22 protein-coding genes are annotated in these 24,997 nt (G+C 69.6%); 14 read left to right on the forward strand and 8 right to left on the reverse strand.

Translation table 11 applies throughout. The features are described 5' to 3' along the window. The first annotated feature begins 20 nt into the window (after positions 1-20). From metH to MD221_RS02980, 3 genes are read left to right on the forward strand one after another with little or no spacing between them, the layout of a single operon-like run. Positions 21-2,717 (forward strand): methionine synthase, encoded by a 2,697-nt coding sequence (gene metH / locus MD221_RS02970; RefSeq protein WP_242107708.1) that lies wholly within the window; start codon positions 21-23, stop codon positions 2,715-2,717. A 20-nt stretch (positions 2,718-2,737) separates the two neighbouring features. After that, entirely contained in the window at positions 2,738-3,556 is an 819-nt protein-coding gene (locus tag MD221_RS02975; protein WP_242107710.1) for an alpha/beta fold hydrolase, read from the forward strand. Between the two features lie 14 nt (positions 3,557-3,570). Beyond that, positions 3,571-4,260, forward strand: a complete 690-nt coding sequence (locus MD221_RS02980) for a hypothetical protein (RefSeq protein WP_242107712.1) — start codon at positions 3,571-3,573, stop codon at positions 4,258-4,260. Positions 4,261-4,322: 62 nt separating this feature from the next. Here MD221_RS02980 and MD221_RS02985 read toward each other — a convergent pair whose 3' ends face one another. The 7 genes from MD221_RS02985 to MD221_RS03015 form a co-directional block, all read right to left on the reverse strand. Beyond that, complete coding sequence (locus MD221_RS02985) at positions 4,323-5,123, reverse strand: transporter (RefSeq protein ID WP_242107713.1); 801 nt, start codon at positions 5,121-5,123, stop codon at positions 4,323-4,325. Further along, entirely contained in the window at positions 5,107-5,793 is a 687-nt protein-coding gene (locus MD221_RS02990) for a DUF2058 domain-containing protein (RefSeq protein WP_242107715.1), read from the reverse strand. Before MD221_RS02990 ends, MD221_RS02985 begins: the two co-directional genes overlap by 17 nt. Positions 5,794-5,928: 135 nt before the next feature. Beyond that, positions 5,929-6,144 carry a SlyX family protein gene (locus tag MD221_RS02995; protein ID WP_242107717.1) on the reverse strand — a complete coding sequence of 72 codons (216 nt, stop codon included), beginning with the start codon at positions 6,142-6,144 and terminating at the stop codon, positions 5,929-5,931. A gap of 4 nt (positions 6,145-6,148) precedes the next feature. Continuing rightward, positions 6,149-7,495 (reverse strand): UDP-glucose dehydrogenase family protein, encoded by a 1,347-nt coding sequence (locus MD221_RS03000; RefSeq protein ID WP_242107719.1) that lies wholly within the window; start codon positions 7,493-7,495, stop codon positions 6,149-6,151. A 35-nt stretch (positions 7,496-7,530) separates the two neighbouring features. Then, the gene (gene bamJ, locus MD221_RS03005; RefSeq protein WP_242107721.1) at positions 7,531-8,358 is read right to left on the reverse strand and encodes a BamJ family beta-barrel-assembly machinery protein; all 828 of its coding nucleotides are present in this window, start codon (positions 8,356-8,358) and stop codon (positions 7,531-7,533) included. A gap of 67 nt (positions 8,359-8,425) precedes the next feature. Beyond that, positions 8,426-9,346, reverse strand: a complete 921-nt coding sequence (locus MD221_RS03010) for an FKBP-type peptidyl-prolyl cis-trans isomerase (protein WP_242107722.1) — start codon at positions 9,344-9,346, stop codon at positions 8,426-8,428. Positions 9,347-9,577: 231 nt separating this feature from the next. Beyond that, positions 9,578-10,135 carry a glutathione peroxidase gene (locus tag MD221_RS03015; protein ID WP_242107723.1) on the reverse strand — a complete coding sequence of 186 codons (558 nt, stop codon included), beginning with the start codon at positions 10,133-10,135 and terminating at the stop codon, positions 9,578-9,580. A gap of 140 nt (positions 10,136-10,275) precedes the next feature. On the opposite strand from MD221_RS03015, the gene MD221_RS03020 reads away from it, so the two are divergent. Genes MD221_RS03020 through MD221_RS03040 form a run of 5 tightly spaced genes read left to right on the forward strand, consistent with a single transcriptional unit; the run spans position 10,276 to position 13,790 of the window. After that, positions 10,276-10,758 (forward strand): hypothetical protein, encoded by a 483-nt coding sequence (locus tag MD221_RS03020; protein ID WP_242107724.1) that lies wholly within the window; start codon positions 10,276-10,278, stop codon positions 10,756-10,758. A gap of 3 nt (positions 10,759-10,761) precedes the next feature. Then, positions 10,762-11,139, forward strand: coding sequence for a GntR family transcriptional regulator (locus MD221_RS03025; RefSeq protein WP_242107725.1), 378 nt, complete (start codon positions 10,762-10,764; stop codon positions 11,137-11,139). Next, positions 11,136-12,038, forward strand: a complete 903-nt coding sequence (locus tag MD221_RS03030; protein WP_242107726.1) for an ABC transporter ATP-binding protein — start codon at positions 11,136-11,138, stop codon at positions 12,036-12,038. The genes MD221_RS03025 and MD221_RS03030 overlap by 4 nt, the downstream gene beginning before the upstream one ends. Beyond that, on the forward strand, positions 12,035-13,105 hold the full coding sequence (locus MD221_RS03035; protein WP_242107727.1) for a hypothetical protein: 1,071 nt from the start codon (positions 12,035-12,037) through the stop codon (positions 13,103-13,105). Before MD221_RS03030 ends, MD221_RS03035 begins: the two co-directional genes overlap by 4 nt. Before the next feature lie 58 nt (positions 13,106-13,163). Beyond that, entirely contained in the window at positions 13,164-13,790 is a 627-nt protein-coding gene (locus MD221_RS03040) for a YggN family protein (RefSeq protein ID WP_242107729.1), read from the forward strand. A 12-nt stretch (positions 13,791-13,802) separates the two neighbouring features. Here MD221_RS03040 and MD221_RS03045 read toward each other — a convergent pair whose 3' ends face one another. After that, a complete protein-coding gene (locus MD221_RS03045) occupies positions 13,803-15,215 on the reverse strand; it encodes a class II fumarate hydratase (RefSeq protein ID WP_242107731.1) in 1,413 nt (470 codons plus the stop codon). Between the two features lie 84 nt (positions 15,216-15,299). Between MD221_RS03045 and purB the strand changes: the two genes are divergently transcribed. The 6 genes from purB (at position 15,300) to sucB (ending at position 24,857) form a co-directional block, all read left to right on the forward strand. Continuing rightward, positions 15,300-16,676: an adenylosuccinate lyase gene (gene purB / locus MD221_RS03050; protein ID WP_242107733.1), complete on the forward strand. Its 1,377-nt coding sequence runs from the start codon at positions 15,300-15,302 to the stop codon at positions 16,674-16,676. Between the two features lie 19 nt (positions 16,677-16,695). Then, entirely contained in the window at positions 16,696-17,094 is a 399-nt protein-coding gene (locus MD221_RS03055) for a VOC family protein (protein WP_242107735.1), read from the forward strand. A 337-nt stretch (positions 17,095-17,431) separates the two neighbouring features. Further along, positions 17,432-19,153 carry a hypothetical protein gene (locus tag MD221_RS03060; protein WP_242107736.1) on the forward strand — a complete coding sequence of 574 codons (1,722 nt, stop codon included), beginning with the start codon at positions 17,432-17,434 and terminating at the stop codon, positions 19,151-19,153. Between the two features lie 156 nt (positions 19,154-19,309). Then, positions 19,310-20,533, forward strand: a complete 1,224-nt coding sequence (locus MD221_RS03065; RefSeq protein WP_242107737.1) for a cupin domain-containing protein — start codon at positions 19,310-19,312, stop codon at positions 20,531-20,533. A 166-nt stretch (positions 20,534-20,699) separates the two neighbouring features. Further along, positions 20,700-23,567 (forward strand): 2-oxoglutarate dehydrogenase E1 component, encoded by a 2,868-nt coding sequence (locus MD221_RS03070; RefSeq protein ID WP_242107738.1) that lies wholly within the window; start codon positions 20,700-20,702, stop codon positions 23,565-23,567. 30 nt (positions 23,568-23,597) lie between these two features. Then, entirely contained in the window at positions 23,598-24,857 is a 1,260-nt protein-coding gene (sucB, locus tag MD221_RS03075) for a dihydrolipoyllysine-residue succinyltransferase (RefSeq protein WP_242107739.1), read from the forward strand. Positions 24,858-24,997 lie beyond the last annotated feature (140 nt).

Genomic DNA, 24,997 nt, shown 5'->3' on the forward strand with positions numbered 1-24,997 from the left:
TCCAAGAGCAATCCGACTCCATGCGTTCGAATTCCGCCCCGCCCCGCCACACCCGGCTGTCCGGCCTCGAACCGCTGGTCATCACGCCGGAGCTGCTGTTCGTCAACGTCGGCGAGCGCACCAACGTCACCGGCAGCGCGCAGTTCCGCAAGCTGGTCAAGGAGGAACGCTACGACGAGGCCGTGGAGGTCGCCCGCCAGCAGGTCGCCAACGGCGCGCAGATCCTCGACGTCAACATGGACGAGGGCCTGATCGACTCCGAGAAGGCGATGGCGCGCTTCCTCAACCTGATCGCCTCCGAGCCCGACATCGCCCGCATCCCGGTGATGGTGGATTCCTCGAAATGGAGCGTGATCGAAGCCGGCCTGCAGTGCCTGCAGGGCAAGGGCGTGGTCAACTCGATCTCGCTCAAGGAAGGCGAGCAGGCCTTCGTCGAGCATGCGCGCAAGGTGCTGCGCTACGGCGCCGCCGCGGTGGTGATGGCCTTCGACGAGCAGGGTCAGGCCGACACCTGCGCGCGCAAGGTCGAGATCTGCACGCGCGCCTACCGCATCCTCACCGAGGAGGTCGGCTTCCCACCCGAGGACATCATCTTCGACCCGAACATCTTCGCGATCGCCACCGGCATCGAGGAGCACGACAACTACGCGGTGGACTTCATCGAGGCCACCCGCGTCATCAAGCGCACGCTGCCGCACTGCCACGTCTCCGGCGGCGTCTCCAACGTCTCGTTCTCCTTCCGCGGCAACGAGCCGGTGCGCCAGGCCATCCATGCCGTGTTCCTCTACCATGCCATCGAGGCCGGCATGGACATGGGCATCGTCAACGCCGGCGCGCTGCCGATCGTCGACGATCTCGATCCGGACCTGCGCGAGCGGGTCGAGGACGTGGTGCTCAACCGCCGCAAGGACGCCACCGAGCGCCTGCTGGAGATCGCCGAGCGCTACAAGGGCAGGAAGGGCGAAGCGAAGGCCGAGGACCAGGCCTGGCGCGGCAAGTCGGTGCGCGAGCGCCTGACCCACGCCCTGGTCCACGGCATCGACGGCTTCGTCGAGGAGGACACCGAGGAAGCGCGCCAACAGGCGACGCGCCCGCTGGACGTGATCGAGGGCCCGCTGATGGACGGCATGAACGTGGTCGGCGACCTGTTCGGCGCCGGCAAGATGTTCCTGCCGCAGGTGGTGAAGTCGGCGCGGGTGATGAAGAAGGCGGTGGCCTACCTGCTGCCCTACATCGAGGCCGAGAAGGAAAAGACCGGCGATGTCGGCAAGTCCAACGGCAAGATCGTGATGGCCACGGTCAAGGGCGACGTCCACGACATCGGCAAGAACATCGTCGGCGTGGTGCTGGCCTGCAACAACTTCGACGTGGTCGACCTGGGCGTGATGGTGCCGGCGCAGAAGATCCTCGACGCCGCCCGCGCCGAGAACGCCGACCTGATCGGCCTCTCCGGCCTGATCACGCCCTCGCTGGAGGAAATGAGCCACGTCGCCCGCGAGATGCAGCGCCAGGGCTTCGACACGCCGCTGCTGATCGGCGGCGCCACCACCTCGCGCGCGCACACCGCGCTGAAGATCGATCCGCACTACAGCGCGCCGACCGTGTGGGTGAAGGACGCCTCGCGCGCGGTCGGCGTGGCGCAGTCGCTGATCTCGCGCGACATGCGCGCCGGCTTCGTCGCCGCCAACGACGCCGACTACGCCGAGATCCGCGAGCGCCACCGCAACCGCGGCGACGCCAAGCGTCTGGTCCCGCTGCAGAAGGCGCGCGCGCAGAAGTTCGACGGCGGCTGGGACGACTACGCGCCGCCCGCGCCGCGGCAGCCCGGCGTGCACGCCTTCGACGACTATCCGCTCGCCGAGCTCGTCGAGGTGATCGACTGGACGCCGTTCTTCCAGGCCTGGGAACTGGCCGGCAAGTACCCGGCGATCCTGGACGATGCCGTCGTCGGCGCGCAGGCGCGCGAGCTCTACCGCGACGCGCGCGCCATGCTGGAGAAGATCGTCGCCGAGAAGTGGCTGACGGCCAAGGCGGTGTTCGGCCTGTGGCCGGCGCACAGCGAGGGCGACGACGTGGTGCTCGCCGCCGGGGACGGGCCGGCGCGGCTGCATTTCCTGCGCCAGCAGGTCGACAAGCCGGCCGACCGTCCGGACTTCTGCCTGGCCGACTTCATCGCGCCCCGCGAGGCCGGCCGCCCCGACTGGATCGGCGCCTTCGCCGTCACCGCCGGCATCGGCATCGAACCGCACGTGGCGCGCTTCGAGGCCGCCCACGACGACTACAACGCCATCCTGCTCAAGGCCCTGGCCGACCGCCTGGCCGAGGCCCTGGCCGAGCGGCTGCACCAGCGCGTGCGCACCGAGTTCTGGGGCTACGCCGCCGACGAGGCGCTCGACAACGAGGCGCTGATCGCCGAGCAGTACCGCGGCATCCGCCCCGCCCCCGGCTATCCGGCCTGCCCCGAGCACAGCGAGAAGGCCACCCTCTTCGCCCTGCTGCAGGCCGGCGACAAGGCCGGCATGACCCTGACCGAGAGCTTCGCCATGCTGCCCACCGCGGCCGTCTCGGGCTATTACTTCAGCCATCCGCGCAGCCAGTACTTCGTGGTCGGGCGGGTGTCGAAGGAGCAGGCCGAGGACTACGCCCGGCGCAAGGGCGTGTCCCTGGCTCAGGTGGAACGCTGGCTGGCCTCGAATCTGGATTACGATCCGGAGTAGCCCGGCATCTTCCCGCCCCGATGAAAGACCGCATCGTCTTTTCCCACGCCAACGGCTTCCCGGCCCCGGTCTACCGGCGGCTGTTCGAGGCGCTGGCGCCGGAATTCGAGATCTCGGCCATCGACCGCTACGGCCACCATCCGCACTACCCGGTCAGCCGCGGCTGGCCGCGCCTGGTCGACCAGCTGTGCGAGCACGTCCAGGGCCTGGACGCCGGCGGCCGGCGCCCGTGGCTGGTCGGGCACTCGCTCGGCGGCTACCTGAGCCTGCTGGCGGCGCGCCGGCTCGGCGAAGCGGTCGCCGGCGTGCTGCTGCTGGATTCGCCGCTGATCACCGGCTTCAGCGCGCGCCTGCTCAAGTTCGGGCGCTGGAGCGGACTCGACCGCCATTTCATCCCGCTCGACCAGACCCTGCAGCGGCGCACCCGCTGGCCCGACGTCGATGCGGTCTATGCGCACTACGCGGCCAAGCCCGGCTTTTCCGCCTGGGATCCGCGGGTGCTGCGCGACTACGCCGAACTCGGCACCGCCGCCACCGCCGAAGGCCGCGAGCTGCTGTTCGACCGCAACATCGAATACCGCATCTATCGCGCCCTGCCCAGCCGCAGCGTCGCGGTCGCCGCCTCGCAACTGACCGTGCCGGTCGCCTTCATCGGCGGCACGCGCTCGCGCGAGATGCGCCAGACCGGGCAGCGCGCGACCCGGCGCCTGGTCGGCGAACGCCTGGCCTGGGTCGAGGGCGGGCACCTGTTCCCGATGGAACAGCCCGAGCGCACCGCCCTGCTGGTCCGCGACCTGCTCGCGGGCATGCGCGCCGCCGCCCTGTCCGCCGCCGCCTGAGCTGCGCAACGCACATGGACCTGTCGACCGGCAACGCCGCCTTCCTGGAAAAGCACGCCGCGCCCGGCCGCATCGGCCTGTCTGCCGGCAGCGACCTGACCAGCAAGATGATCCGCAAGGCGCAGGCGCCGCTCACCGCCGATCGCCACCGCAGCCAGTGGTCGCACGTGTTCCTGTTCCTCGAACGGCGCCTAGACGGGCACTGGTGGGTGATCGAGTCCGACCTGGATTTCCGCTACCGGCAGATCCGCGTCGGCGTGCAGGAGAACCGCCTGCAGCGCTATCACGACGCCGAGCGGTTTCCCAACGTCGCCGTGCTCGACTTCGGCCTCGACGCCGAGCAGGTGCGCAAGGTGCAGACCGCCGCGCTGGACCTGCTGGCGGGCCTGCCGAGCTATTCGATCAGCGAGCTGGCCGGCACCATGCTGGCGATGTACAGCAGCCGCCTGCGCCGGCGCAAGAACCTGCTGGAGAAGGACGGCGCGGTGTTCTGCTCGGCGATGGCGCAGCACTGCTACGCGGCGGCCGGCATCGAGTTCGTCGAGGGCGTGCACGGCAAGAACATCGCGCCGCACGACATCGTCGATTCGCGGGTGCCGCACAGCAGCCATACGCTGATCCGCGACCTGGGCGTCTCGCATCTGCGCCAGTTCGCGCATCGCGCGACGGAGCTGCTGGAAACGCCGCTGGAAGAACTGTTCTAGCGAAGCCGCTCCGGGCGAACCGTCCCGGCGAAGACGCCGCGATTCCGTGCCGGGGCCTGCGATCAGGGGAACAACAGCGCCATGCCGATGCCACCCTGCCAGTCGGGACTTTGCGCATCGAGCCCGCGCAGGAACGAGGCGTCCAGCTGCAGCCGTTCGGTCGCCATCCAGGTCACGCCGCCGCCGGCCACGCGCGTGCGCGCCGCGCCCGTGCCGTAGCCGGCCTCGACATAGCCGCCGACCTCCCCGCCCAGCGGAAACGACAGGCTCGGCGAGAACATCCAGCCGCGGCCGCCGTCGCCCCAGCTGCGGTCGGCATACAGCGAAACGCTGGCCTGCGCGGGCAGCGCCCAGCTGCAGGTGACGCCGAGGTCGTAATCGTGCCCGCCGCCGCCCAGCGGCGCCTTGCCGAACGGCAGCGACGCCGTCGCCAGCATCGCCCAGGAGAACGCGTCGCTCGCGGTGGCCGGCGCCCATTTCATGCCGACGTGGCCGTCGCCGCCGCCGTGCGCGCGCTCGCGCACGCCGCGACCGCGCACGTTCACGCCGCCGAAGGCGTCCGCGCCCAGCTGCAGCTCGATGCCGTCGCCGAGTCCCAGGCGCAACAGCGTGTCCGCCGTCCACGTGGTGGTGCGCACGCCGCCGCTGCGGTCGGTGCTGGCGTCTGGCAGCCCCTGCTCCCAGGCGAAGGCGCCGCGCGGCAGGGTGTCGGTGGCGAAGGCGATGCCGGGCCGGTCGAACGCCGGCGGCTCCTCGCTGGCCGGCGCCGGCGTCGCGGCCAGCGCGGCGAACGCCACGATCAGGATGCGGCTGGCATGCCGCGCAGAGTGCGATGGCGCCGCGGCGTCACCAGACCAGGTCATCGGGAACCTGGTACTTCGGGTCCGCGTAGGGATCGTCGCCGGCCGGCGCGTTCGGATCGACCTTCAGCGCGATCGACGGCGCGAACACCGCTTCCGCCTGGGCCAGCACGCCGGCATCGACCAGCAGGTAGCGGCCGTTGAGCTGCACCACGCCGAGCTCGCCGGCATTGAGCGCCTTGAGCTGCTCGGCATTGACGTAGATGCGCTTGATCTTGCCGCCGTAGTCGAAGTGGCGGGCGATGTCGGCCTCGGCGGCATTGAGCGCCTTGCCCTCGAGCAGTTCGGCCAGCCTGGCGCGCGCCTCGCGGCGCTGGCGCGCTTCCTCCTGCTTCAGGCGCTCGGCCTCGATGCGCTCGTCCTTCTCCTTCTGCGCGCGGATCGCATAGGCCTTGGCCAGGTCGATGTCTTCCTGGTTGCGCGGCCTGCCGTGGTGGCGCGGCGGCCTGCCCTTCGGCTGCTCGCCCTGCCCCGGCTTGCCGCCGCGCGGCGCGCCATGCTCCGCCTTGCCGGGTCGGCTTTTCCCGGGCCGCGCCTGGCCGGCGCGCGCCTGTTCCGCGCGCGGCGGGCCGCCGCGCTTGCCGTCGTCGCGGCGCGGCGGCTTGTTGGATTCGGACTTCGGCGCCGGCTTGAAGCCGAGGCCGAGCAACTGGTCGCGCAGGGTGTCGCTCATGAGGCTGCGATGGATGATCTGGACAGGGAATCGGGAGGCGGATGCGGAAACGGCGTTTCCCGATCCGCCGTCGGCGGGCCCATTCTGCCTCAACTGCAGGCCGGGCCGCGGCGGACCGCCGCGCCCGATACCGTTTCAGTAATGCGGCGGCGGCGGTTCGTCGGCCGGATCGCCCAGCGGCAGTCCGCGCGACAGCTTCAGCTCCTCGAGCGCGCGCCGCAGCAGGTCGGTCTGCCGCGCGAGCTCCAGGCGCGTGGCCGCCAGCTCGTCGCTCAGCGCGGTCAGCGTGTGCTCCTGGAAGGCGAGCCGCGTTTCCAGTTCCACCAGGCGCTGTTCGAGGTCTTCCGGCATCGCGTCAGGACGCCTGCAGCGAACGCCCGCGTCCGATGCCGTAGTACGCGAGCCCCGCGGCCTCGACCTCGGCCGGTTCGTACAGGTTGCGTCCGTCGAAGATCGCCGCGTCGCGCAGCCGCGCCTTCAGCCTGGCGAAATCCGGGCTGCGGAACTGCTTCCACTCGGTGACCACCACCAGCGCGTCGGCCTCGCGCAGCGCTTCCTCGGCGCTGTCGCACAGGCGCAGGTCGTCGCGCTCGCCGTAGATGCGCCGCGTTTCGGCCATCGCCTCGGGATCGTAGGCCTGCGCCTTCGCGCCGGCGTCCCAGAGCTGCTGCAGCAGACGGCGGCTGGACGCCTCGCGCATGTCGTCGGTGTTGGGCTTGAACGACAGGCCCCACACCGCCACGGTCTTGCCGCGCAGCCCTGCCTCGCCGCCGTAATGGCGCGCCATCAGCTCGAACAGGTGGCCCTTCTGGCGGTCGTTCACCGCCTCGACCGCGTTGAGCAGCGTCGGCGCGTGGCCGTGCTGCTGCGCGGTGCGGGCCAGGGCCTGCACGTCCTTGGGGAAGCACGAACCGCCGTAGCCGGCGCCCGGATAGATGAAATGCCAGCCGATGCGCGGATCGGAACCGATGCCCTGGCGCACCGCCTCGACGTCGGCCCCGACCTTCTCGGCGATGTTGGCGATCTCGTTCATGAAACTGATCTTGGTCGCCAGCATCGCGTTGGCCGCGTACTTGGTCAGCTCGGCCGAACGCACGTCCATCACCACCAGGCGGTCGTGGTTGCGGTTGAACGGCGCGTACAGCCGGCGCAGCCGCTCCACCGCGCGCGGGCTGTCGGAACCGATCACGATGCGGTCCGGGCGCATGCAGTCCTCGACCGCCGCGCCCTCCTTCAGGAATTCCGGATTGGACACCACGTCGAAGGCGATCTCGACGCCGCGCGCGGCCAGCGCCTGGGCGATGGTCGCGCGCACCTTGTCGGCGGTGCCCACCGGCACCGTCGACTTGTCGACGACCACGGCCGGCCGGTCGAGGTGCTCGCCGACCGTGCGCGCCACCGCCAGCACGTACTGCAGGTCGGCGCTGCCGTCCTCGTCCGGCGGCGTGCCGACCGCGATGAAGATGACGTCGCCGTGCGCGACGGCCTGCGCCGCATCGGTGGTGAAGCGCAGCCGTCCCGCCGCGTGGTTGGCCTTCACCATCGGCTCCAGCCCCGGCTCGTAGATCGGGATCACGCCGTTGTTGAGCCCGTCGACCTTGCCCTGGTCGATGTCCACGCAGACCACGTCGTGCCCGACCTCGGCCAGGCACGTTCCCGTGACAAGGCCGACATAACCGGTTCCAAAAATCGCTACCCGCATTCAAGCGCTCCGTCTAGATGGCCGGGACCCGGCGATCACTTCTTCGCCGCGGGGGCGGGCGCGGGCGTGGCGCCCGGCTTCATGATCTCGAGCAGTTCGACCTCGAACACCAGCGTGGCGTTGGGCGGGATCGGGCCGCCCGGGGTGCCCTGCTCGCCGTAGCCCAGCTTGCTCGGGATCCACAGCTTGTACTTGCTGCCCACCGGCATCAGCTGCACGCCCTCGGCCCAGCCCGGCGCGACCTGGTTGAGCGGGAAGATGGCGGGCTCGCCGCGATCGTAGGAGCTGTCGAACACCTTGCCGTCGAGCAGCTCGCCCTTGTAGTGCACGCGCACCGTGTCGGCCGCGGTCGGCTTGGGCCCCTTGCCCTCGGTCAGCACCTGGTACTGCAGGCCCGAAGCGGTGGTCTGCACGCCCTGCTTCTTGCCGTTCTCGGCGAGGAACTTGCTGCCCTCGGCGGCATTGGTCTTCTTCTGCTCTTCCATCTTGGCCAGCTGCTTGGCCTGCATCTCCTGGCCGAAGGTCTGGGCGATCTGCTGCGCCTGCGCGTCGGTGAGCAGCGGCTTGCCGCCCTCGATGCTGGTCTTGAGCGCCTTGGTGAGGGTGTTGAAGTCGATCTCGTCCTTGATCTGCTGCAGCGACTTGCCCATCTCCATGCCGATCATGTAGCTGGCCTGCTCCTTGGTCGTCTTCAGGCCGCTGCTCTTGGCGATGTCGCTGTCGCCGGTCTTGGCCTGGGTCGTGTCGCCCTCTTTCTTCTCCCCGGGCTTGGCGCCGTCCTCGATCTTCTTGCAGGCGGCGAAACCGAACACGAGCGAGGCGGCGAGCGCGCCGGCGGCGGCAAAGCGGAAGTGCGGGGTCATTGTTGGGTAACTCCTGGGTAGGTAGACGAAGGAGACCGGCGGCCGCGGGGCCCCCGGGTGAAGGGTGTCAGAGGATGTCCAGCAGTTCGACATCGAAGACCAGGGTGGAGTTCGCGGCGATGCCGGGGCCGCCCTTCTCGCCGTAGGCCAGGTTGCCGGGGATCCAGAACCGGTACTTGGCGCCGACCGGCATCATCGCCACGCCCTCGGTCCAGCCGGCGATCACCTGGGTCAGGCCGAACTCGGCCGGCTCGCCGCGCTTGTAGGAGCTGTCGAAGACGGTGCCGTCGAGCAGCGTGCCCTCGTAGTTGACGCGCACGCGGTCGCTGGGCAGCGGCCGCTTGCCCGATCCCTGGCGCAGCACCATGTACTGCAGGCCCGAGGGCGTGGTGAACACGCCCTTGACGGCCTTGTTCCTGGCGAGGAAGTCGCGGCCCGCGGCGGCGTTCCTTTCGCCGGCCTTGGCGTTCTCGGCCTGCAGGCGTTCGGACAGCGACTTGCGCACCGTGTCCATGTCGGCGTCTGAGAGCAGCGAGGCGCCGTCGGCGAAGCGCGTGCGCACCGCCTGCATCAGCGTCGGCAGATCGATCTGCTCCTTCAGCGGCTGCAGCGAGCGGCCGACCTCGATGCCCAGGAACAGGCCGGCCTTGTCCTTGGCCAGCTCGGGCGGCGGCGTGCCGGGGGCGACGCCGGGCAGCGGCTGGCCGCTGCGCGCGGCGATGCGCATCATCAGCGCCTTGCCCACGGCCATGGCGTCGTTCTCCTCGAGCAGCGGCTTGCCGCCGTCCAGGCTGTTGCGGATCGAGCGCTCCAGCGCCGCCAGGTCGATGTCCTGCGCCGCCGGCTGGAACGAACGCGCCACGTCCATGCCGATCGTGTAGCTGACCTTGTCGCGTTCGCTGACCAGCGCGGTCTTGTCCTGCGCCAGGGCGGACATCGCGGCCGCGGCCGCCATCAGCGCGGCGACGCCGCGCAGTAAAGACTTCATCCTAGAAACTCTCCATGCGAGGGATTGCGTTTGGATCGCGCGCGGGCCGATGCGTTCCGGCCGACGCGTCCGCCGGGCGGCGGAGCCGGCTATTGTCGCGGGCGCGCCGCGCAGGGGCAAACGGGCGAGGCGACGGCGTTTAGCAAGCGCCCGCGAGGCGTTCGCCGCCCCGCCGGGGATGGCCGCCCCGCGCCCACCAAGGGCGGCGCCCGCAACGGCATTCGGAGAATTTCATCGGGCCGGCCGCGGCGCGCGCAGGGCCTGCTCGATCGCCGCCACCACCTCCGGCGCGTCGGGCTTGACCTTGCTGCCGAAATTGGCCACCACCTTGCCGTCGCGGCCGATCACGTACTTGTGGAAATTCCACTTCGGCGCCTCGCCGGTGGCCGCCTGCAGGTCCTTGTACAGCGGCGTCGCCTCGGCGCCGACCACGTGCACCTTCTGGAACATCGGGAATTTCACCCCGTAGGTGAGCGTGCAGAACTCCTGGATCTGCTTCTCGTCCTCGAATTCCTGCGCCTTGAAGTCGCCGGAGGGAAAGCCGAGCACGGCGAAGCCCTGCGCCCTGTACTTGGCGTGCAGGCCTTCCAGCGCCTCGAATTGCGGCGTGAATCCGCACTTGCTCGCCGTGTTGACCACCAGCAGCACGTCGCCGCCGTAGGTGCGCGCCAGGTTCACCTCCTGCTTGCCCGCCAGGGGGCGGTAGCTGCGGTCCAGCAGGCCACCGGCGGCGATCGCCGCTCCCGACAGGAACAGCAGCGCAGCGGCAACGCAAGTCGTTGATTTCATTGAAATGACCTTTCTCGACCGTCCGATACCGGGAGGAGTATGACTTTAGTTGGTCCGGATCGGCATGAAATCCGGTTGACGCGTCGTGTTTTGGTGTTATAGTTGAATACAACACCGATCACCCAGGAAGGACGCCCGCCATGCACCGCAAACTGCATAACTCCCTGCTGGCCCTCTCCGCCCCCGGACTGCTCCTGGCCGGCGTCCTGCTGGCCCGCGGCCCCGCCGCGACGCCGCCCGCCCCGGCCCTGGCCGACATCCCCGAAGCGCAGGTCGCGCAGGACATGGCGGCGGAGGCCCGGATGATCGCCGCCCAGGCCCGCGCGGCCGTCGTCCAGGCCCGCGCCGAGGTGCTGGCGGCCAAGGCCGAGGCGCAGACGCAGGCCTTCGAGGCGAAGCTGGCGGGCACCCAGACTGCCGTCGACGGGATCGTCGCCGCCGCCCTGGTGCTGGCCGCCCAGGTCTCCGCCGACGCCGCCCTCGACGGCCTGCGCACGGCCGAGGTCGAGGCCGAGCGCGAAAGCGAGGCCAAGCGCAGCGTGCGCAAGTCGCACCGGCTGCGCAACGCCTTCACCGTGCCCTACTTTTCCTTCGCACGCGGACTGCGTCGTAGCGGGAGCTGATCGATGACGGGAATCCAATGGAACGATGGCGCCCCCATCTATCGCCAGCTCAAGGAACGCGTGGTGGCGATGATGCTCGACGGGGTGCTCAAACCGGGCGACGCCCTGCCTTCGGTCCGGCAGGTGGCCGCCGAATACCAACTCAACCCCATCACCGTCTCGCGCGCCTACCAGGAGTTGGCGGACGAGGCGCTGGTCGAAAAACGCAGAGGGCTCGGCATGTACGTGACCGAAGAGGCGTCCAGGAAGCTGCTCTCCAACGAGCGCGAGCGCTTCCTCAAGGAGGAATGGCCGCTGGTCATGGAGCGCATCCAGCGCCTGGGCCTGTCCACCGAGGACCTGCTCGGTCCCGCGGCGCCGGCAAGGGGAGAAGGCAAATGAGCGCGCCCGCTTCCTATGACAACGAGGCCCCGGTGATCAGCGCGCACGGGCTGCGCAAGGCCTACAAGGCCACGGTGGCGCTGGACGGCACCGCGTTCGAGATCGCGCCCGGCCGGATCGTCGGCCTGATCGGCCCCAACGGCGCGGGCAAGACCACGGCGCTGAAGGCGATCCTCGGCCTGACCCCGTTCGAGGGCGAGCTGAAGGTGCTGGGCCGGGATCCGCGCACGCAGCGCGACGAGCTGATGAACGATGTCTGCTTCATCGCCGACGTGGCGGTGCTGCCGCGCTGGATCCGCGTCGGCCAGGCCATCGACTTCGTCGCCGGCGTGCATCCGCGCTTCGACCGCGCGAAATGCGAGCGCTTCCTCGCCAACACCAAGCTCGACAAGCGCCAGCGCGTGCGCGAGCTGTCCAAGGGCATGATCGTGCAGCTGCACCTGGCGCTGGTGATGGCCATCGACGCGCGGCTGCTGGTGCTCGACGAGCCCACCCTGGGCCTGGACGTGCTCTACCGCAAGCAGTTCTACCAGCGCCTGCTGGAGGACTACTTCGACGAGCAGAAGACCATCATCATCACCACCCACCAGGTCGAGGAGGTGGAGCACATCCTCACCGACGTGATGTTCATCCGCGACGGCAGGATCGTGCTCGACGCGGAGATGGAGCAGGTCGGCGAGCGCTTCGTCGAGGTGCTGGTGAACGCCGACCGGGTGGAGGCCGCGCGCGCGCTCAGGCCGCTGGACGAGCGCGCCCTGCCCTTCGGGAAAACCGTGGCGCTGTTCGACCTGCAGCGCGCCGACGCTCCCTCCCGCGCGGAGGTCGCCGGTCTCGGCGAAAGCCGCCCGCCGGGCCTCGCCGACCTGTTCGTGGCCACCATGAAAGGAACCTACGCATGAACGCCATCTCCGACGACGCTCCGCTGGCGTTGCGGACGCCGATGCCGATGCCGATACCGCGCTCGCGGCAGTTCCTGCTGCTGCTCAGGCGCGAGTTCTGGGAGCACAAGGGAGGGTTCCTGTGGGTGCCGCTGGTCGCCGGCGGCGTCTCGCTCCTGCTGACCCTGCTGGCGACGATCTTCGGCGAGGCGGTGCTGCGCGGCAGTTCCGACAAGATCATCGACATCGGCGACCGCTCGATGCGGCTAAACGATGCGATCTACAACCTCGACAGCCTCAATCTCAGCGCGGTGGAGCTGCGGAAGCTGGGCGATGCGATCGAGGCGATCCTCTACCTGTCGACCGCCTGGTCGTTCATCGCCATGACGGTGGTGGTCTTCCTGTACTGCCTGAACTCGCTCTACGACGAGCGCAAGGATCGCAGTGTCCTGTTCTGGAAGTCGCTGCCGATCTCCGATGGCCAGACCGTGCTGTCCAAGGCGGTGAGCGCGGCGCTGGTCATCCCGACGCTGGCCGCGCTGGCCGGCATCGCGACGATGCTCGGCTTCCTGCTGCTGATGAGCGCGCTCGTGCTGTTCCACGGCGGCAACCCCTTCACGTTCGTCTGGGCGACCGGCAATCCGTTCTCGGTCATCGCGCACATCCTCGCCGCGATTCCGATCTACGCCTTGTGGGCCCTGCCCACCGTCGGCTGGCTGATGCTGTGCTCGGCATGGGCCCGCGGCAAGCCCGGGCTGTGGGCGATCATGCTGCCGCTGTTCGCCGGCATCGCCGTGACGTTCGTCAGCGCCATCTTCGGCAGCCTCGACGTGCTCCACATCGACAGCGGCTGGTTCTGGAACAACATCGTCCGCCGCGCCCTGACCAGCATCGTCCCCGGATCGTGGATCGACACCGTCAGGTCGCTCGATTTCGCCGACAGCAACCGGGTGATGGCCTCCGTCTCGAGCCTGCGTTCGCTGTACGCGACCCTGCTCACGCCGCAGCTGTGGCTGGGCGCGATCGCCGGCGCGCTCATGATCTACGGCGCCGTGCAGCTGCGGCGGCGGCGCGAACTGGCCGATTGAAGGCAATGGAGGCCGATCGAGGCCGACGACAGACACGACCACCCACGGGGATCCCACCATGAACGCCGCAACCTTCCTGCTCAAGCTTCTCCCCCTGGCCGCCGCGCTCGCGCTGGCCGCCTGCGGGCCGGCGCCGAACAACGGCAACGGCACCGTGGTCAAGCAGGCCATCGACGAGGCCAAGGCCGGCATCGACGAGGCCAGGAAAGGCATGAACGAGGCCAAGAGCGAGATCGCCAAGGTCCGCACCGAGCTGGCGACGCAGAACCTCGATCTCGACGGCAACGGCAACGTCGCCAAGGCGCAGATCACGCCCGAGGGCGACCTGCTGATCGCCGGCCGCAGGATCGAGGTCAACGCGCAGCAGCATGCCCTGCTGCAGGAATACCGCCGCCAACTGCAGGGCGTGGCCAGCCGCGGCGCCGAGATCGGCCTGCAGGGCGCCGACCTCGGCCTGCAGGCCGCCGGCGAAGCGCTCAAGGGCGTGTTCTCCGGCAACACCCAGGACATCGAGGCGCGCATCGCGCCGCAGGCCGAGAAGATCAAGGCCCAGGCGCTGAAGCTGTGCGACGCGCTGCCCGCGCTGCTCAAGGCGCAGGAGCAGCTGGCCGCCGCCCTGCCCGAGTTCAAGCCCTACGCGACGATGTCCCTCACCGACATCACCGACTGCAAGAACGAGACCTGAGCGCCGCCGCGCTCATCCCCCGCCCCCGCCGCCGGCATGGATGCCGCCGCGGGTGAGCGCCGCCGGGTCGAGCAGCTTCTTCAGCTGCGCCGCGGACAGGCCGCTGTCCTCCAGCGCCACCTCGAACACCGCGCGGTTCTCCTTGTAGGCACGCTTGGCGATCGCGGCGGCCTTCTCGTAGCCGATGATCGGGTTGAGCGCGGTCACCAGGATCGGATTGCGGCCGAGCGCGGCCTCGATGTTGTCCTTGCGCAGCTTCAGCCCGGCGATGGCGCGGTCGGCGAGCAGGTTCGACACCGCCGCCAGCAGCGAGATCGAGTCCAGCAGGTTGACCGCGATCAGCGGCAGGGTGACGTTCAACTGGAAATTCCCGGTCTGCCCGGCCACGGTGATCGCGGTGTGGTGGCCGATCACCTGGGCGCAGACCATCACCGTCGCCTCCGGGATCACCGGATTGACCTTGCCCGGCATGATCGAGCTGCCCGGCTGCAGCGCCGGCAGCTCGATCTCGCCCAGGCCGGCAAGCGGGCCGGAGTTCATCCAGCGCAGGTCGTTGGCGATCTTCATCAGCGCCACCGCCAGCGCGTTGAGCTGGCCGGACAGTTCCACCGCGTCGTCCTGCGCGGCCAGTCCCTCGAACTTGTCGGCGGCCGACTCGAACTTCGTCCCGGTCAGCGCCGAGAGCGTCCTGGCCATCGTCTTGCCGAAGCGCGGATCGGCATTGATGCCGGTGCCGATGGCGGTGCCCCCGATGGGCAGGCGGCGCAGGCGCTTGAGCGCGTCCTCGATGCGCGCCTGCGCCGAGACCAACTGCGACGACCAGGCACCGAACTCCTGGCCGAAGGTCAGCGGCATCGCGTCCATCAGGTGCGTGCGCCCGGTCTTGACCACCTTGGCGTAGTGCCGGGCGCGGCCGTCGATGGCCTTGCGCAGGTGCTTGAGCGCGGGCAGCAGCGTTTCCACCGTCGCCAGCTGCGCCGAGACGCGGATCGCGGTCGGGATCACGTCGTTGGAGCTCTGCCCGAGATTGACGTGGTCGTTGGCGTGCACCTTGCGGCCCGCCCGGGTGGCGAGCGTGGCGATCACCTCGTTGGCGTTCATGTTCGAGGACGTGCCGGATCCGGTCTGGTAGACGTCGATCGGGAAATGCGCGTCGTGCGCGCCCTCGGCGACCTCCAGCGCGGCGCCGCGGATCGCCTTGGCCGTCGCCTTGGGCAGCAGGCCGAGCTCGCCGTTCACCGCCGCCGCGCTCGCCTTGATCAGGCCCAGCGCACGGATGAAGCCGCGCGGCAGCGGCCGGCCGGACACCGGGAAATTCTCCACCGCGCGCTGGGTCTGCGCGCCCCACAGGGCATCGGCGGGGACTTTCAGCTCGCCCATGCTGTCGTGTTCGGTGCGAAAGGATTTCTGCTTGGGGGACGCCATGGGAAAACTCGGCAAGGGGATTCGATCCTCCATAACATACGCCTCAGCGATTAGAATTGCCGCCTGCCCCGCCATCGCCACGCCATGTCCGCCGAGACCGAAACCCAGCTGCTCGCCCTGTCCCCGCTCGACGGCCGCTACGCCGGCAAGGTCGACGCGCTGCGGCCGATCTTCTCCGAGTACGGCCTGATCAGGGCGCGCGTGCGCGTGGAGGTGGAATGGCTGCTGGCGCTGGCCGCCGAGGACGGCATCGTCGAGCTCAAGCCCTTCTCCGAGGCCGCGACCGCCAGGCTGCGCGCGCTGGCCGAAGGCTTCGCGCCGGCCGACGCGGCGCGCGTGAAGGAGATCGAGCGCACCACCAACCACGACGTCAAGGCCGTGGAGTACTTCATCAAGGAACGGCTCAAGGACGACGCCGAGCTGGGGCCGGCGCTGGAGTTCGTGCACTTCGCCTGCACCAGCGAGGACATCAACAACCTGTCCTACGCGCTGATGCTCAACCAGGCCCGGCGCGAGGTGCTGCTGCCGCGCCTGGACACGCTGATCGAGCGCCTGCGCGCCATGTCCCACGAACACGCAGCGCTGCCGATGCTCTCGCGCACCCACGGCCAGACCGCCTCGCCGACCACGGTGGGCAAGGAACTGGCCAACGTGGTGGCGCGGCTGCGGCGCCAGGGCGAGCAGCTGGCGGCGGTCTCGCTCTCGGGCAAGATCAACGGCGCGGTCGGCAACTACAACGCGCATGCCGTGTCCTATCCCGACGTCGACTGGCCGCAGTTCGCGCGGCGCTTCGTCGAATCGCTGGACCTGGACTTCAATCCCTACACCACCCAAATCGAGCCGCACGACAGCGTCGCCGAGATCTCCGACGCGCAGAAGCGCATCGACACGGTCTGCATCGACCTGTGCCGCGACATCTGGGGCTACATCTCGCTCGGCTACTTCAAGCAGGCGGTGAAGGCCGGCGAAGTCGGCAGCTCGACCATGCCGCACAAGGTCAACCCGATCGACTTCGAGAACGCGGAAGGCAACTTCGGCATCGCCAGCGCGCTGTTCGAGCACTTCGCCGCCAAGCTGCCGATCAGCCGCTGGCAGCGCGACCTCACCGACTCCACGGTGCTGCGCGCCCTGGGCACCGCCTTCGGCCATGCATTGATCGGCTACGACGCCCTGCTGCGCGGCCTGGGCAAGCTCTCGGCCAGTCCCGAGCGCCTGGCCGCCGACCTCAACGCCTCCTGGGAAGTGCTGGCCGAGGCCGTACAGACGGTGATGCGCCGCCATGGCCTGCCCGAGCCCTATGAACAGCTCAAGGCGCTCACCCGCGGCCAGGGCATCAATGCCGACTCCATGCGCGCCTTCATCGAGGGGCTGGACTTGCCCGAGGCGGACCGGCAGCGCCTGCTGGAGATGACGCCGGCCACCTATACCGGACTGGCCGAGCGCCTGGCGCGCGGGATCTGAGGCCGCGCGGCGCCCGGGCATGAAGCTGCTGCTCAACATCGACGTGCCCGATCTGGCCGAGGCGCAGGCCTTCTACGTCGCGGCCTTCGGGCTGCGCCCGGCCCGGCGCCTGGGCGGCGGCGTGATCGAGCTGCTCGGCGCCGACTGCCCGATCTATCTGCTGCGCAAACCCGCCGGCAGCCTCGGGGCCGGCGCGTCCGCGCGGGATTACGCGCGGCACTGGACGCCGCTGCATTGCGACGTGGTCGTGGACGACCTCGATGCCGCCCTCGCGCGCGCCTTGGGCGCGGGCGCGCGGCAGGAAGGCGACATCCGCGAAGCCAACTGGGGACGCCTCGTGCAGCTGGCCGACCCGTACGGGCACGGATGGTGCCTGCTGCAATTCCTCGGCCGCGGCTACGACGAGATCGCGGACTGAGCGCGACGCAGGCGGGATCGTTGCGTTCGATGGAACCGTCCATCGATCGCACCGACTGAAATCGCGCTGACTGAAATCGCGCTGACTGAAAACGTCACATCCCTGCCGCGGGTGCAGCATGCGCTTCACGTGGCATGGACGATTGCATACGCACAGTCGGATCGGAAGGACACGCAATCGCGGTACCGGCGAGTTTTGTGATCTGCGCATGGCGGAAGCGACAGGGGGCTCCGCGGCGGCGAAAGGATCGCCCTGTCGGAGTGGATGCGCGCCTTCGAAACGTCGGCGACTCCGCGTCGCTGGCCACCCCTGATCCAAAAAACGAGAGGAATCCGCCATGCACGTGCTGCAACCGTGTCTGCTCGCCTGCGCGATCGCGCTGTCGTTCGCCCCCGCCGCCCATGCCGCCAAGCCCGCGGCGCTCTCCAAGCAAGCCGTGGCACTGACCCGCAACGTGGTCGCGCCCGAGCGCGGCGTCGCCAAGCCGGACGGGCGCTATCGCAAGGACGGCTCGGCCATCAGCCTGTACCAGCCCGGCTTCTCGGCGCCCGCCGGCGCCAAGGCCGGCGCCACCGCCGCGCAACGCCAGGCCGCGGCCGCCAGCGCCGCCTACGAATACCTGGTGGCGCGCCACGACGTGCTCGGCCTGAAGGAGGACGCGCTCGAGGGGCTTCAGCAGGTGCGCGTGCGCAGCTTCCCCGGCTTCTCCGTGGTGCGCTATCGGCAGCGCCAGCAGGGCCTGCCGGTCTACGGCAGCGACATCGCCGTCAGCGTGCAGGACAACGGCAACATCCTCTACGTCAGCAACCGCAGCGTCTCCGGCCTGGCGCCGGTGGCCTCGGCCAAGAGCGGCGGCCTCGACGCGAGCCGCGCGAGCGCGGTCGCCCGCGCCTACCTGGGCGCCCAGGCTCCGGGCCACCGGAAGGCCGAGCGCGTGGTGTACCGCGACCCGCAGGGCAGGACGCTGGTCGCCTGGCGCGTGGAGGCCGACAGCTGGGAGGTGCTGGTCGACGAACGCAGCGGCGAGGTGGTCCGCGCCGAGGACACCATGCTGTACGCGAACGCCTCGCCCACTGTCGCCAGCGGCTGGGTGTTCCAGCCCGATCCGCTGTCCTCCGCGCGCAAGGCCTATGACGATCCGGGCTACACCGACGGCGACAACGCCAACACGCCGGAGCTGACCTCGCAGCTGCGCACCGTCCTGCTGCGCGACATCAGCTACCTGCCCGGCGGCCGCACCTTCCGCCTCACCGGCCCCTACGCCGACTGCCGCGACATCGAGGAACCCAACGACAACGCCTGCCCGAACCAGAAGCAGCGCAATTTCCAGTACGCGCGCGACCACGTGCACTTCGACGCCGTCAACGCCTACTTCCACATCGACAGCTACATGCGCTACGTCAACGACACGCTGAAGATCGCGGTGGTGCCCTACCAGTACAAGGGCGGCGTGCGCTTCGATCCGCACGGCTTCGGCGGCGGCGACAACTCGCGCTATTCGCGCCTGGCCGGCGACCTGTCCTTCGGCGAGGGCGGCGTGGACGACGCCCAGGACGCCGACGTGGTGGTGCACGAGCTCGGCCATGGCCTGCACGACTGGCTGACCGACGGCAACCTGTCGCAGGTGGAGGGCCTGTCCGAGGGCGTGGGCGACTACCTCGCCGCCGGCTACAGCCGCGACCTGGCGGGCCAGTGGCAGCCGGGCGACGCGGCCTACGACTGGGTGTTCAACTGGGACGGCCACAACCCGTTCTGGGACGGGCGCGTCACCAACTGGAACCTCACCCACATCTATCCCGACATCGGCTTCGGCCACACCGCCGGGCAGTACTGGTCCTCGTGCAACCTGGTGGCGCGCAAGGCCGTGGGCGCCCGCGACATGGACACGGCGTTCCTGGCCGGCCTGACCATGACCGGCGGCGACACCAACCAGAAGGACGCGGCGCAGGCCGTGATCAACGCGGCGGCGGCGCTGGGCCTCTCGCGCGCCAAGGTCAAGGCGATCGGCAACGCCTACAACGTGTCCTGCGACTATGAAGTGACGGTCCCGGCCGTCTGAGGCGACACCCCCGCTCCGTGGACGCGCCGTCCACGGAGCGGTGGCGGGCGGGCGGCGCGCCCTTCGGTAGTATCATTCGCGACGCCGCCATGCCCTCCTCGCCGCGCAGCGCACGCTGCCGGATGCCGGGGGCGCACCGAACCGCGCCGCCCCCTCATGACCCGACGCTCCCCCGCCGCCTCCCCTGCCATCGAGATCGACGCCGCCGGACGCGCGCCGCTGGGCATGGCCCCGCGCGAGTTCCTGCGCGACTACTGGCAGAAGCGTCCGCTGCTGATCCGCAACGCCTTCCCGGGTTTCGTCTCCCCGCTCGAACCGGAGGACCTGGCCGGCCTGGCCTGCGAGGAGGCGGCGCTCTCGCGCCTGATCGCCCACGACCGCGCCAGCGACACCTGGAGCGTGCGCCACGGCCCGTTCGCGGAAGAGGAATTCCCCGGCCTCGGCGACCGCGACTGGACCCTGCTGGTGCAGGACGTCGACAAGTGGGACGCCGACGTGGCCGCGCTGCTGGCCGCCTTCGACTTCATCCCGCGCTGGCGCATCGACGACGTCATGATCAGCTTCGCCGCCACCGGCGGCTCGGTCGGCGCCCACGTGGACCAGTACGACGTGTTCCTGCTGCAGGGACAGGGCCATCGCCGCTGGCAGATCGACGCCGGCCGCAATCCGCCGCTGGGATTCCGCGACGACGTCGACCTCAAGCTGCTGCGCCGCTTCACCCCGACCCACGACTGGGTGCTCGCCCCCGGCGACATGCTCTATCTGCCGCCCGGCGTCCCCCACCACGGCGTGGCCGAGGACCCCTGCCTCACCTTCTCGATCGGCATGCGCGCGCCTTCGGCGGCCGAACTGATGGGCGACTACATCGACACCCTGGCCGCCGACGCCGACGAAACGCTGCGTTACGGCGACGCCGACCTGGTCCCGCCGGGGGACGGCAACGAGATCGACGCCGACGCCATGCGGCGGGTGGTCGAGGCCTTGAACGTCCTGCGCATGAACGACCCCGACCGCCTCGGCGACTGGTTCGGCCGCTTCATCACCCTCTACCGCAGCGCCGGCCTGGCCGCGCCGCAGGACACGGGCCGCTCGCGCATCGAGATCGAATGGGACCTGCGCCAGGGCTACCTGCTGCAGCGCCACCCCTGGACGCGGCTGGCCTGGCGCCGCAGCGCGCGCGGCGCCCGCCTCTACGCCGCCGGCCAAGCCTATGCCCTGCCGGTACGCGACGCGCAGGCCATCGCCGCGGCCGACGCGCTCGACGGCGCCGCCTACGCGGCCTTGTCCGAACGCGGACGCGACGCCATCTACGAACTGATGCAAGGCGGCCATTACCGGCTGCAAGGCCCGGGCGAGCCCGATCCCGGCGAGCAGGCGTGAATCCTGCACGCGGGCTGTCCCGCCGCCGCCTCGCAATGCCGCTCATGATGCACCGCGACATACGCTGCGGCTATAATTCGGCTTCTTATCCGCGCCGTTCCCCGGGTTCGTCGAAATCCCCGAAGGATCAGGCATTTACCCCGCCATCGAGCCAAAAAAAGCCAGAGTGGACAGTCTCCTGAAGCAGTTTGCGCAGTCCTCGCAACTCGGCGCCAATGCCGCCTACATCGAGGAACTGTACGAGCAGTACCTGGTCGCCCCCGACAGCGTGGGGCCGAAGTGGAAATCCTGGTTCGACAGTTTCAAGGGCCGCGAGGCGGGCGACGTCCCGCACTCGGCGATCATGGAACGCATCGCGCAGGCCGCCAGCGACCTGCGCAAGCCGGGGCCGGTCGCGGCCGGCGGCGGCGCCGTGGTCGACAGCGAGAACTCCCGCAAGCAGGGCTCGGTGCTCAAGCTGATCACCGCCTACCGCTCGCGCGGCCATCTGCAGGCCGACCTCGATCCGCTGAAGATGGCCGCCAAGCCGGACGCGCCGGACCTGGACCTGCAATTCCACGGGCTCACCGACGCCGACCTCGACAGCGAGTTCGCCACCGGACCGGGCGGCGAGACCAGCACCTTCGGCGGCCCCGGACGGATGCGCCTGCGCGACCTGGTCGGCCTGCTGCGCGCCACCTACGGCGGCTCGATCGGCGCCGAGTTCATGCACATCGCCGACGCCGAGCAGCGCCGCTGGATGTACGAGCGCCTGGAGGCGGCCGGCGGCAACTACCACCGCAGCGACGAGGAGAAGCGCCGCATCCTCGAGCGCCTCACCGCCGCCGAGGGCCTGGAACGCTATCTGCACACCAAGTACGTCGGCCAGAAGCGCTTCTCGCTGGAAGGCGGCGACTCGCTGATTCCGCTGCTGGACAACATGGTGCGCCGCGCCGGTTCCGACGGCGTGCACGACATGGTCATCGGCATGGCCCACCGCGGCCGCCTCAACGTGCTGATCAACACGCTCGGCAAGAACCCGCGCAAGCTCTTCGACGAGTTCGAGGGCAAGTTCGAGCATGCCGCCGACGACCGCGCCCATACCGGCGACGTGAAGTACCACATGGGCTTCTCCGCCGACGTCGCCACGCCCGGCGGCCCGGTGCACGTCGCCCTGGCCTTCAATCCCTCGCACCTGGAAATCGTCGACCCGGTGGTCGCCGGCAGCGTCCGCTCGCGCCAGCACCGCCGCGGCGACGGCGAACGCAGGCAGGTGATCCCGGTGCTGCTGCACGGCGATGCCGCCTTCGCCGGCCAGGGCGTGGTGATGGAGCTGTTCCAGATGTCGCAGGCGCGCGGCTTCGCGGTCGGCGGCACCATCCACATCGTCATCAACAACCAGGTCGGCTTCACCACCAGCGCCCGCGACGACGCCCGCTCCACCCTGTACTGCACCGACGTGGCCAAGATGGTCGGCGCGCCGGTGCTGCACGTGAACGGCGACGACCCCGAGGCCGTGGTGTTCTGCGCCGAGCTCGCCTACGACTTCCGCCAGCAGTTCAAGAAGGACGTGGTGATCGACCTGGTCTGCTACCGCCGCCACGGCCACAACGAGGCCGACGAGCCGGCGGCCACCCAGCCGCTGATGTACCAGATCATCCGCAAGCTCAAGACCACGCGCGAGCTGTACACCCAGCGCCTGGTCGACGCCGGCACGGTCAAGGCCGAGGAGGCCCAGGCCGTCGTCGACGGCTATCGCAACAAGCTCGACGCCGGCGAGGTCACCACCGAGCTGGCCACGCCCAAGCCCGACGAGTTCGCGATCGACTGGTCGAAGCTGCTCTCCGGCCGCATCACCGACCCGGTCGACACCCGCGTCAAGCGCAAGAAGCTCGACGAGCTCGCCACGATCATCAACACCATCCCGAGTGGCGTCGTGCTGCATCCGCGCGTGGCCAAGATCTACGAGGACCGCGTCAAGATGGCGGCCGGGGAACTCGGCGCCGACTGGGGCTTCGCCGAGAACCTCGCCTACGCCACCCTGCTCGCCGACGGCCACCGCCTGCGCCTGGTCGGCCAGGACTCCGGGCGCGGCACCTTCTTCCATCGCCACGCCATCCTCCACGACCAGAAGACCGACAGCTATTACCTGCCGCTGCGGCAGCTGGTCGACGACCCCGAGGACGCCACCATCATCGACTCGCTGCTCAGCGAGGAGGCGGTGATGGCCTTCGAGTACGGCTACTCCACCGCCGACCCCGACACGCTGGACATCTGGGAAGCGCAGTTCGGCGACTTCGCCAACGGCGCGCAGGTGGTGATCGACCAGTTCCTGTCCTCCGGCGAGGCCAAGTGGGGCCGCATCACCGGCCTGACGCTGCTGCTGCCACACGGCTACGAGGGCCAGGGCCCCGAGCACAGCTCGGCGCGCCTGGAGCGCTTCCTGCAGCTGTGCGCGCTGGAGAACATGCTGGTCTGCGTGCCGACCACCCCGGCGCAGGCCTTCCACATGATCCGCCGCCAGCTGTGCATGACCACGCGCAAGCCGCTGGTGGTGATGACGCCCAAGTCGCTGCTGCGCCACAAGCTGGCGGTCTCGACGCTGGACGAGCTGGCCAACGGCGAGTTCCAGCACTTGATCCCGGACCCCAAGGCCGACCCGAAGAAGGTCAAGCGCGTGGTGCTGTGCTCGGGCAAGGTCTACTACGACCTGCTCGAGGACGCCACCAAGCGCGGCCAGGACGACGTCGCGCTGGTGCGCGTGGAACAGCTCTATCCGTTCCCGCGCGATCTGCTCGCCGCCGAGCTCAAGCGCTTCGCCAAGGCCAAGGACGTGGTGTGGTGCCAGGAAGAGCCGCAGAACCAGGGCGCGTGGTACCAGATCCGCCACCACCTGAACTTCTGCCTGGCCGACAAGCAGGCGCTGCACTACGCCGGCCGGCCGCGTTCGCCCTCGCCCGCCGCGGGCCACCTCAACGACCACGTCGCCGAGCAGCAGAAGCTGGTCGCCGACGCGCTGGTCAATCCGTTCAACGGCTCGGCGGTCGCCGAGTAATCCCCTTTTAAAGCTTCCAGGACGCCGCACATGGCCACCGAAATCAAAGTTCCGGTTCTTCCCGAATCCGTTTCCGACGCCACCATCGCCTCCTGGCACAAGAAGGTCGGCGAGGCGGTCAAGCGCGACGAGAACCTGGTCGACCTGGAAACCGACAAGGTCGTGCTCGAAGTCCCCTCCACCGTCGACGGCGTGCTGAAGGAAATCAAGTTCCAGGAAGGCGCCACCGTCACCAGCCAGCAGGTCATCGCGGTGATCGAGGAAGGCGCGGCCGCCGCCGAGGCGCCCAAGGCCGCCGAAGCCAAGGCCGAAGCACCCAAGGCGGACGCCGCCAAGCCGGCCGCCGGCGCGGAACAGGTGCAGCCCAAGGCCGAAGCGAGCAAGGCCGAGGCCGCGGCGCCGGCCAGCAGCCGCCCCGCCCCGGTCACCAGCGGCAAGAGCGACGAGCTGCCGCCCGGCGCGCGCTTCACCGCCGAGAAGGAAGGCATCGACCCGTCGCAGGTGGAAGGCACCGGACGTCGCGGCGCCGTCACCAAGGAAGACCTGATCAACTACGCCAGCGGCAAGACCGCCGGCGTCAGCGGCGGCGCCCGTCCCGAGGAGCGCGTGCCGATGACCCGCATCCGCGCCCGCATCGCCGAGCGCCTGATGCAGTCCAAGAACTCCATCGCCATGCTCACCTCGTTCAACGAGGTCAACCTGGGCAAGGTCATGGCGATGCGCAAGGAGCTCGGCGAATCGTTCGAGAAGGCCAATGGCATCAAGCTCGGCTTCATGAGCTTCTTCGCCAAGGCCGCCGCCAACGCCCTGCAGCGCCATCCGGTCGTCAACGCCTCGGTGGACGGCAACGACATCATCTACCACGGCTACGCCGACATCTCCATCGCCGTGTCCACCGACAAGGGCCTGGTGACGCCGGTGGTGCGCAACGTCGAGCGCATGGGCTTCGCCGACGTCGAGAAGGCCATCGCCGACTACGCCAAGAAGGCACGCGACGGCAAGCTGTCGCTGGACGACCTGCAGGGCGGCACCTTCACCATCACCAACGGCGGCACCTTCGGCTCGCTGATGTCCACGCCGATCGTCAACCCGCCGCAGTCGGCGATCCTGGGCATGCACGCCATCAAGGAGCGCGCCATCGTCGAGAACGGCGCCGTGGTCGCCGCACCGATGATGTACATCGCGCTGTCCTACGACCACCGCATCATCGACGGCAAGGACGCGGTGCTGTTCCTGGTCGACATCAAGAACCAGCTCGAGAACCCGCACCGCATGCTGCTCGGCATGTAATGCCTTGAGCCCCTCTCCCGCTCGCGGGAGAGGGTTGGGGTGAGGGCCGCGGCACGAACGCCTCTCCCCAGCCTCCCTCATCCGGCGCTACGCGCCACCTTCTCCCGCAAGCGGGAGAAGGGCTGAACAAGGAATACGAA

Origin of the sequence: Luteimonas aquatica (assembly GCF_022662575.1) — a bacterium.
In the GTDB taxonomy this organism is placed as follows: domain Bacteria; phylum Pseudomonadota; class Gammaproteobacteria; order Xanthomonadales; family Xanthomonadaceae; genus Luteimonas; species Luteimonas aquatica.

Bases quoted from the DNA above. Each gene is read 5' to 3' on its own strand.
- MD221_RS03065 (WP_242107737.1), top strand. From the start codon at position 19,310: ATGACCCGACGCTCCCCCGCCGCCTCCCCTGCCATCGAGATCGACGCC.
- MD221_RS03060 (WP_242107736.1), top strand. From the start codon at position 17,432: ATGCACGTGCTGCAACCGTGTCTGCTCGCCTGCGCGATCGCGCTGTCG.
- MD221_RS02990 (WP_242107715.1), bottom strand. From the start codon at position 5,793: ATGAGCGACACCCTGCGCGACCAGTTGCTCGGCCTCGGCTTCAAGCCG.
- sucB (WP_242107739.1), top strand. From the start codon at position 23,598: ATGGCCACCGAAATCAAAGTTCCGGTTCTTCCCGAATCCGTTTCCGAC.
- MD221_RS02995 (WP_242107717.1), bottom strand. From the start codon at position 6,144: ATGCCGGAAGACCTCGAACAGCGCCTGGTGGAACTGGAAACGCGGCTC.
- MD221_RS03025 (WP_242107725.1), top strand. From the start codon at position 10,762: ATGACGGGAATCCAATGGAACGATGGCGCCCCCATCTATCGCCAGCTC.
- MD221_RS03030 (WP_242107726.1), top strand. From the start codon at position 11,136: ATGAGCGCGCCCGCTTCCTATGACAACGAGGCCCCGGTGATCAGCGCG.
- MD221_RS02985 (WP_242107713.1), bottom strand. From the start codon at position 5,123: ATGACCTGGTCTGGTGACGCCGCGGCGCCATCGCACTCTGCGCGGCAT.
- MD221_RS03020 (WP_242107724.1), top strand. From the start codon at position 10,276: ATGCACCGCAAACTGCATAACTCCCTGCTGGCCCTCTCCGCCCCCGGA.
- metH (WP_242107708.1), top strand. From the start codon at position 21: ATGCGTTCGAATTCCGCCCCGCCCCGCCACACCCGGCTGTCCGGCCTC.
- MD221_RS03045 (WP_242107731.1), bottom strand. From the start codon at position 15,215: ATGGCGTCCCCCAAGCAGAAATCCTTTCGCACCGAACACGACAGCATG.
- MD221_RS03035 (WP_242107727.1), top strand. From the start codon at position 12,035: ATGAACGCCATCTCCGACGACGCTCCGCTGGCGTTGCGGACGCCGATG.
- purB (WP_242107733.1), top strand. From the start codon at position 15,300: ATGTCCGCCGAGACCGAAACCCAGCTGCTCGCCCTGTCCCCGCTCGAC.
- MD221_RS02980 (WP_242107712.1), top strand. From the start codon at position 3,571: ATGGACCTGTCGACCGGCAACGCCGCCTTCCTGGAAAAGCACGCCGCG.
- MD221_RS03015 (WP_242107723.1), bottom strand. From the start codon at position 10,135: ATGAAATCAACGACTTGCGTTGCCGCTGCGCTGCTGTTCCTGTCGGGA.
- MD221_RS03010 (WP_242107722.1), bottom strand. From the start codon at position 9,346: ATGAAGTCTTTACTGCGCGGCGTCGCCGCGCTGATGGCGGCCGCGGCC.
- MD221_RS03040 (WP_242107729.1), top strand. From the start codon at position 13,164: ATGAACGCCGCAACCTTCCTGCTCAAGCTTCTCCCCCTGGCCGCCGCG.
- MD221_RS02975 (WP_242107710.1), top strand. From the start codon at position 2,738: ATGAAAGACCGCATCGTCTTTTCCCACGCCAACGGCTTCCCGGCCCCG.
- MD221_RS03000 (WP_242107719.1), bottom strand. From the start codon at position 7,495: ATGCGGGTAGCGATTTTTGGAACCGGTTATGTCGGCCTTGTCACGGGA.
- bamJ (WP_242107721.1), bottom strand. From the start codon at position 8,358: ATGACCCCGCACTTCCGCTTTGCCGCCGCCGGCGCGCTCGCCGCCTCG.
- MD221_RS03055 (WP_242107735.1), top strand. From the start codon at position 16,696: ATGAAGCTGCTGCTCAACATCGACGTGCCCGATCTGGCCGAGGCGCAG.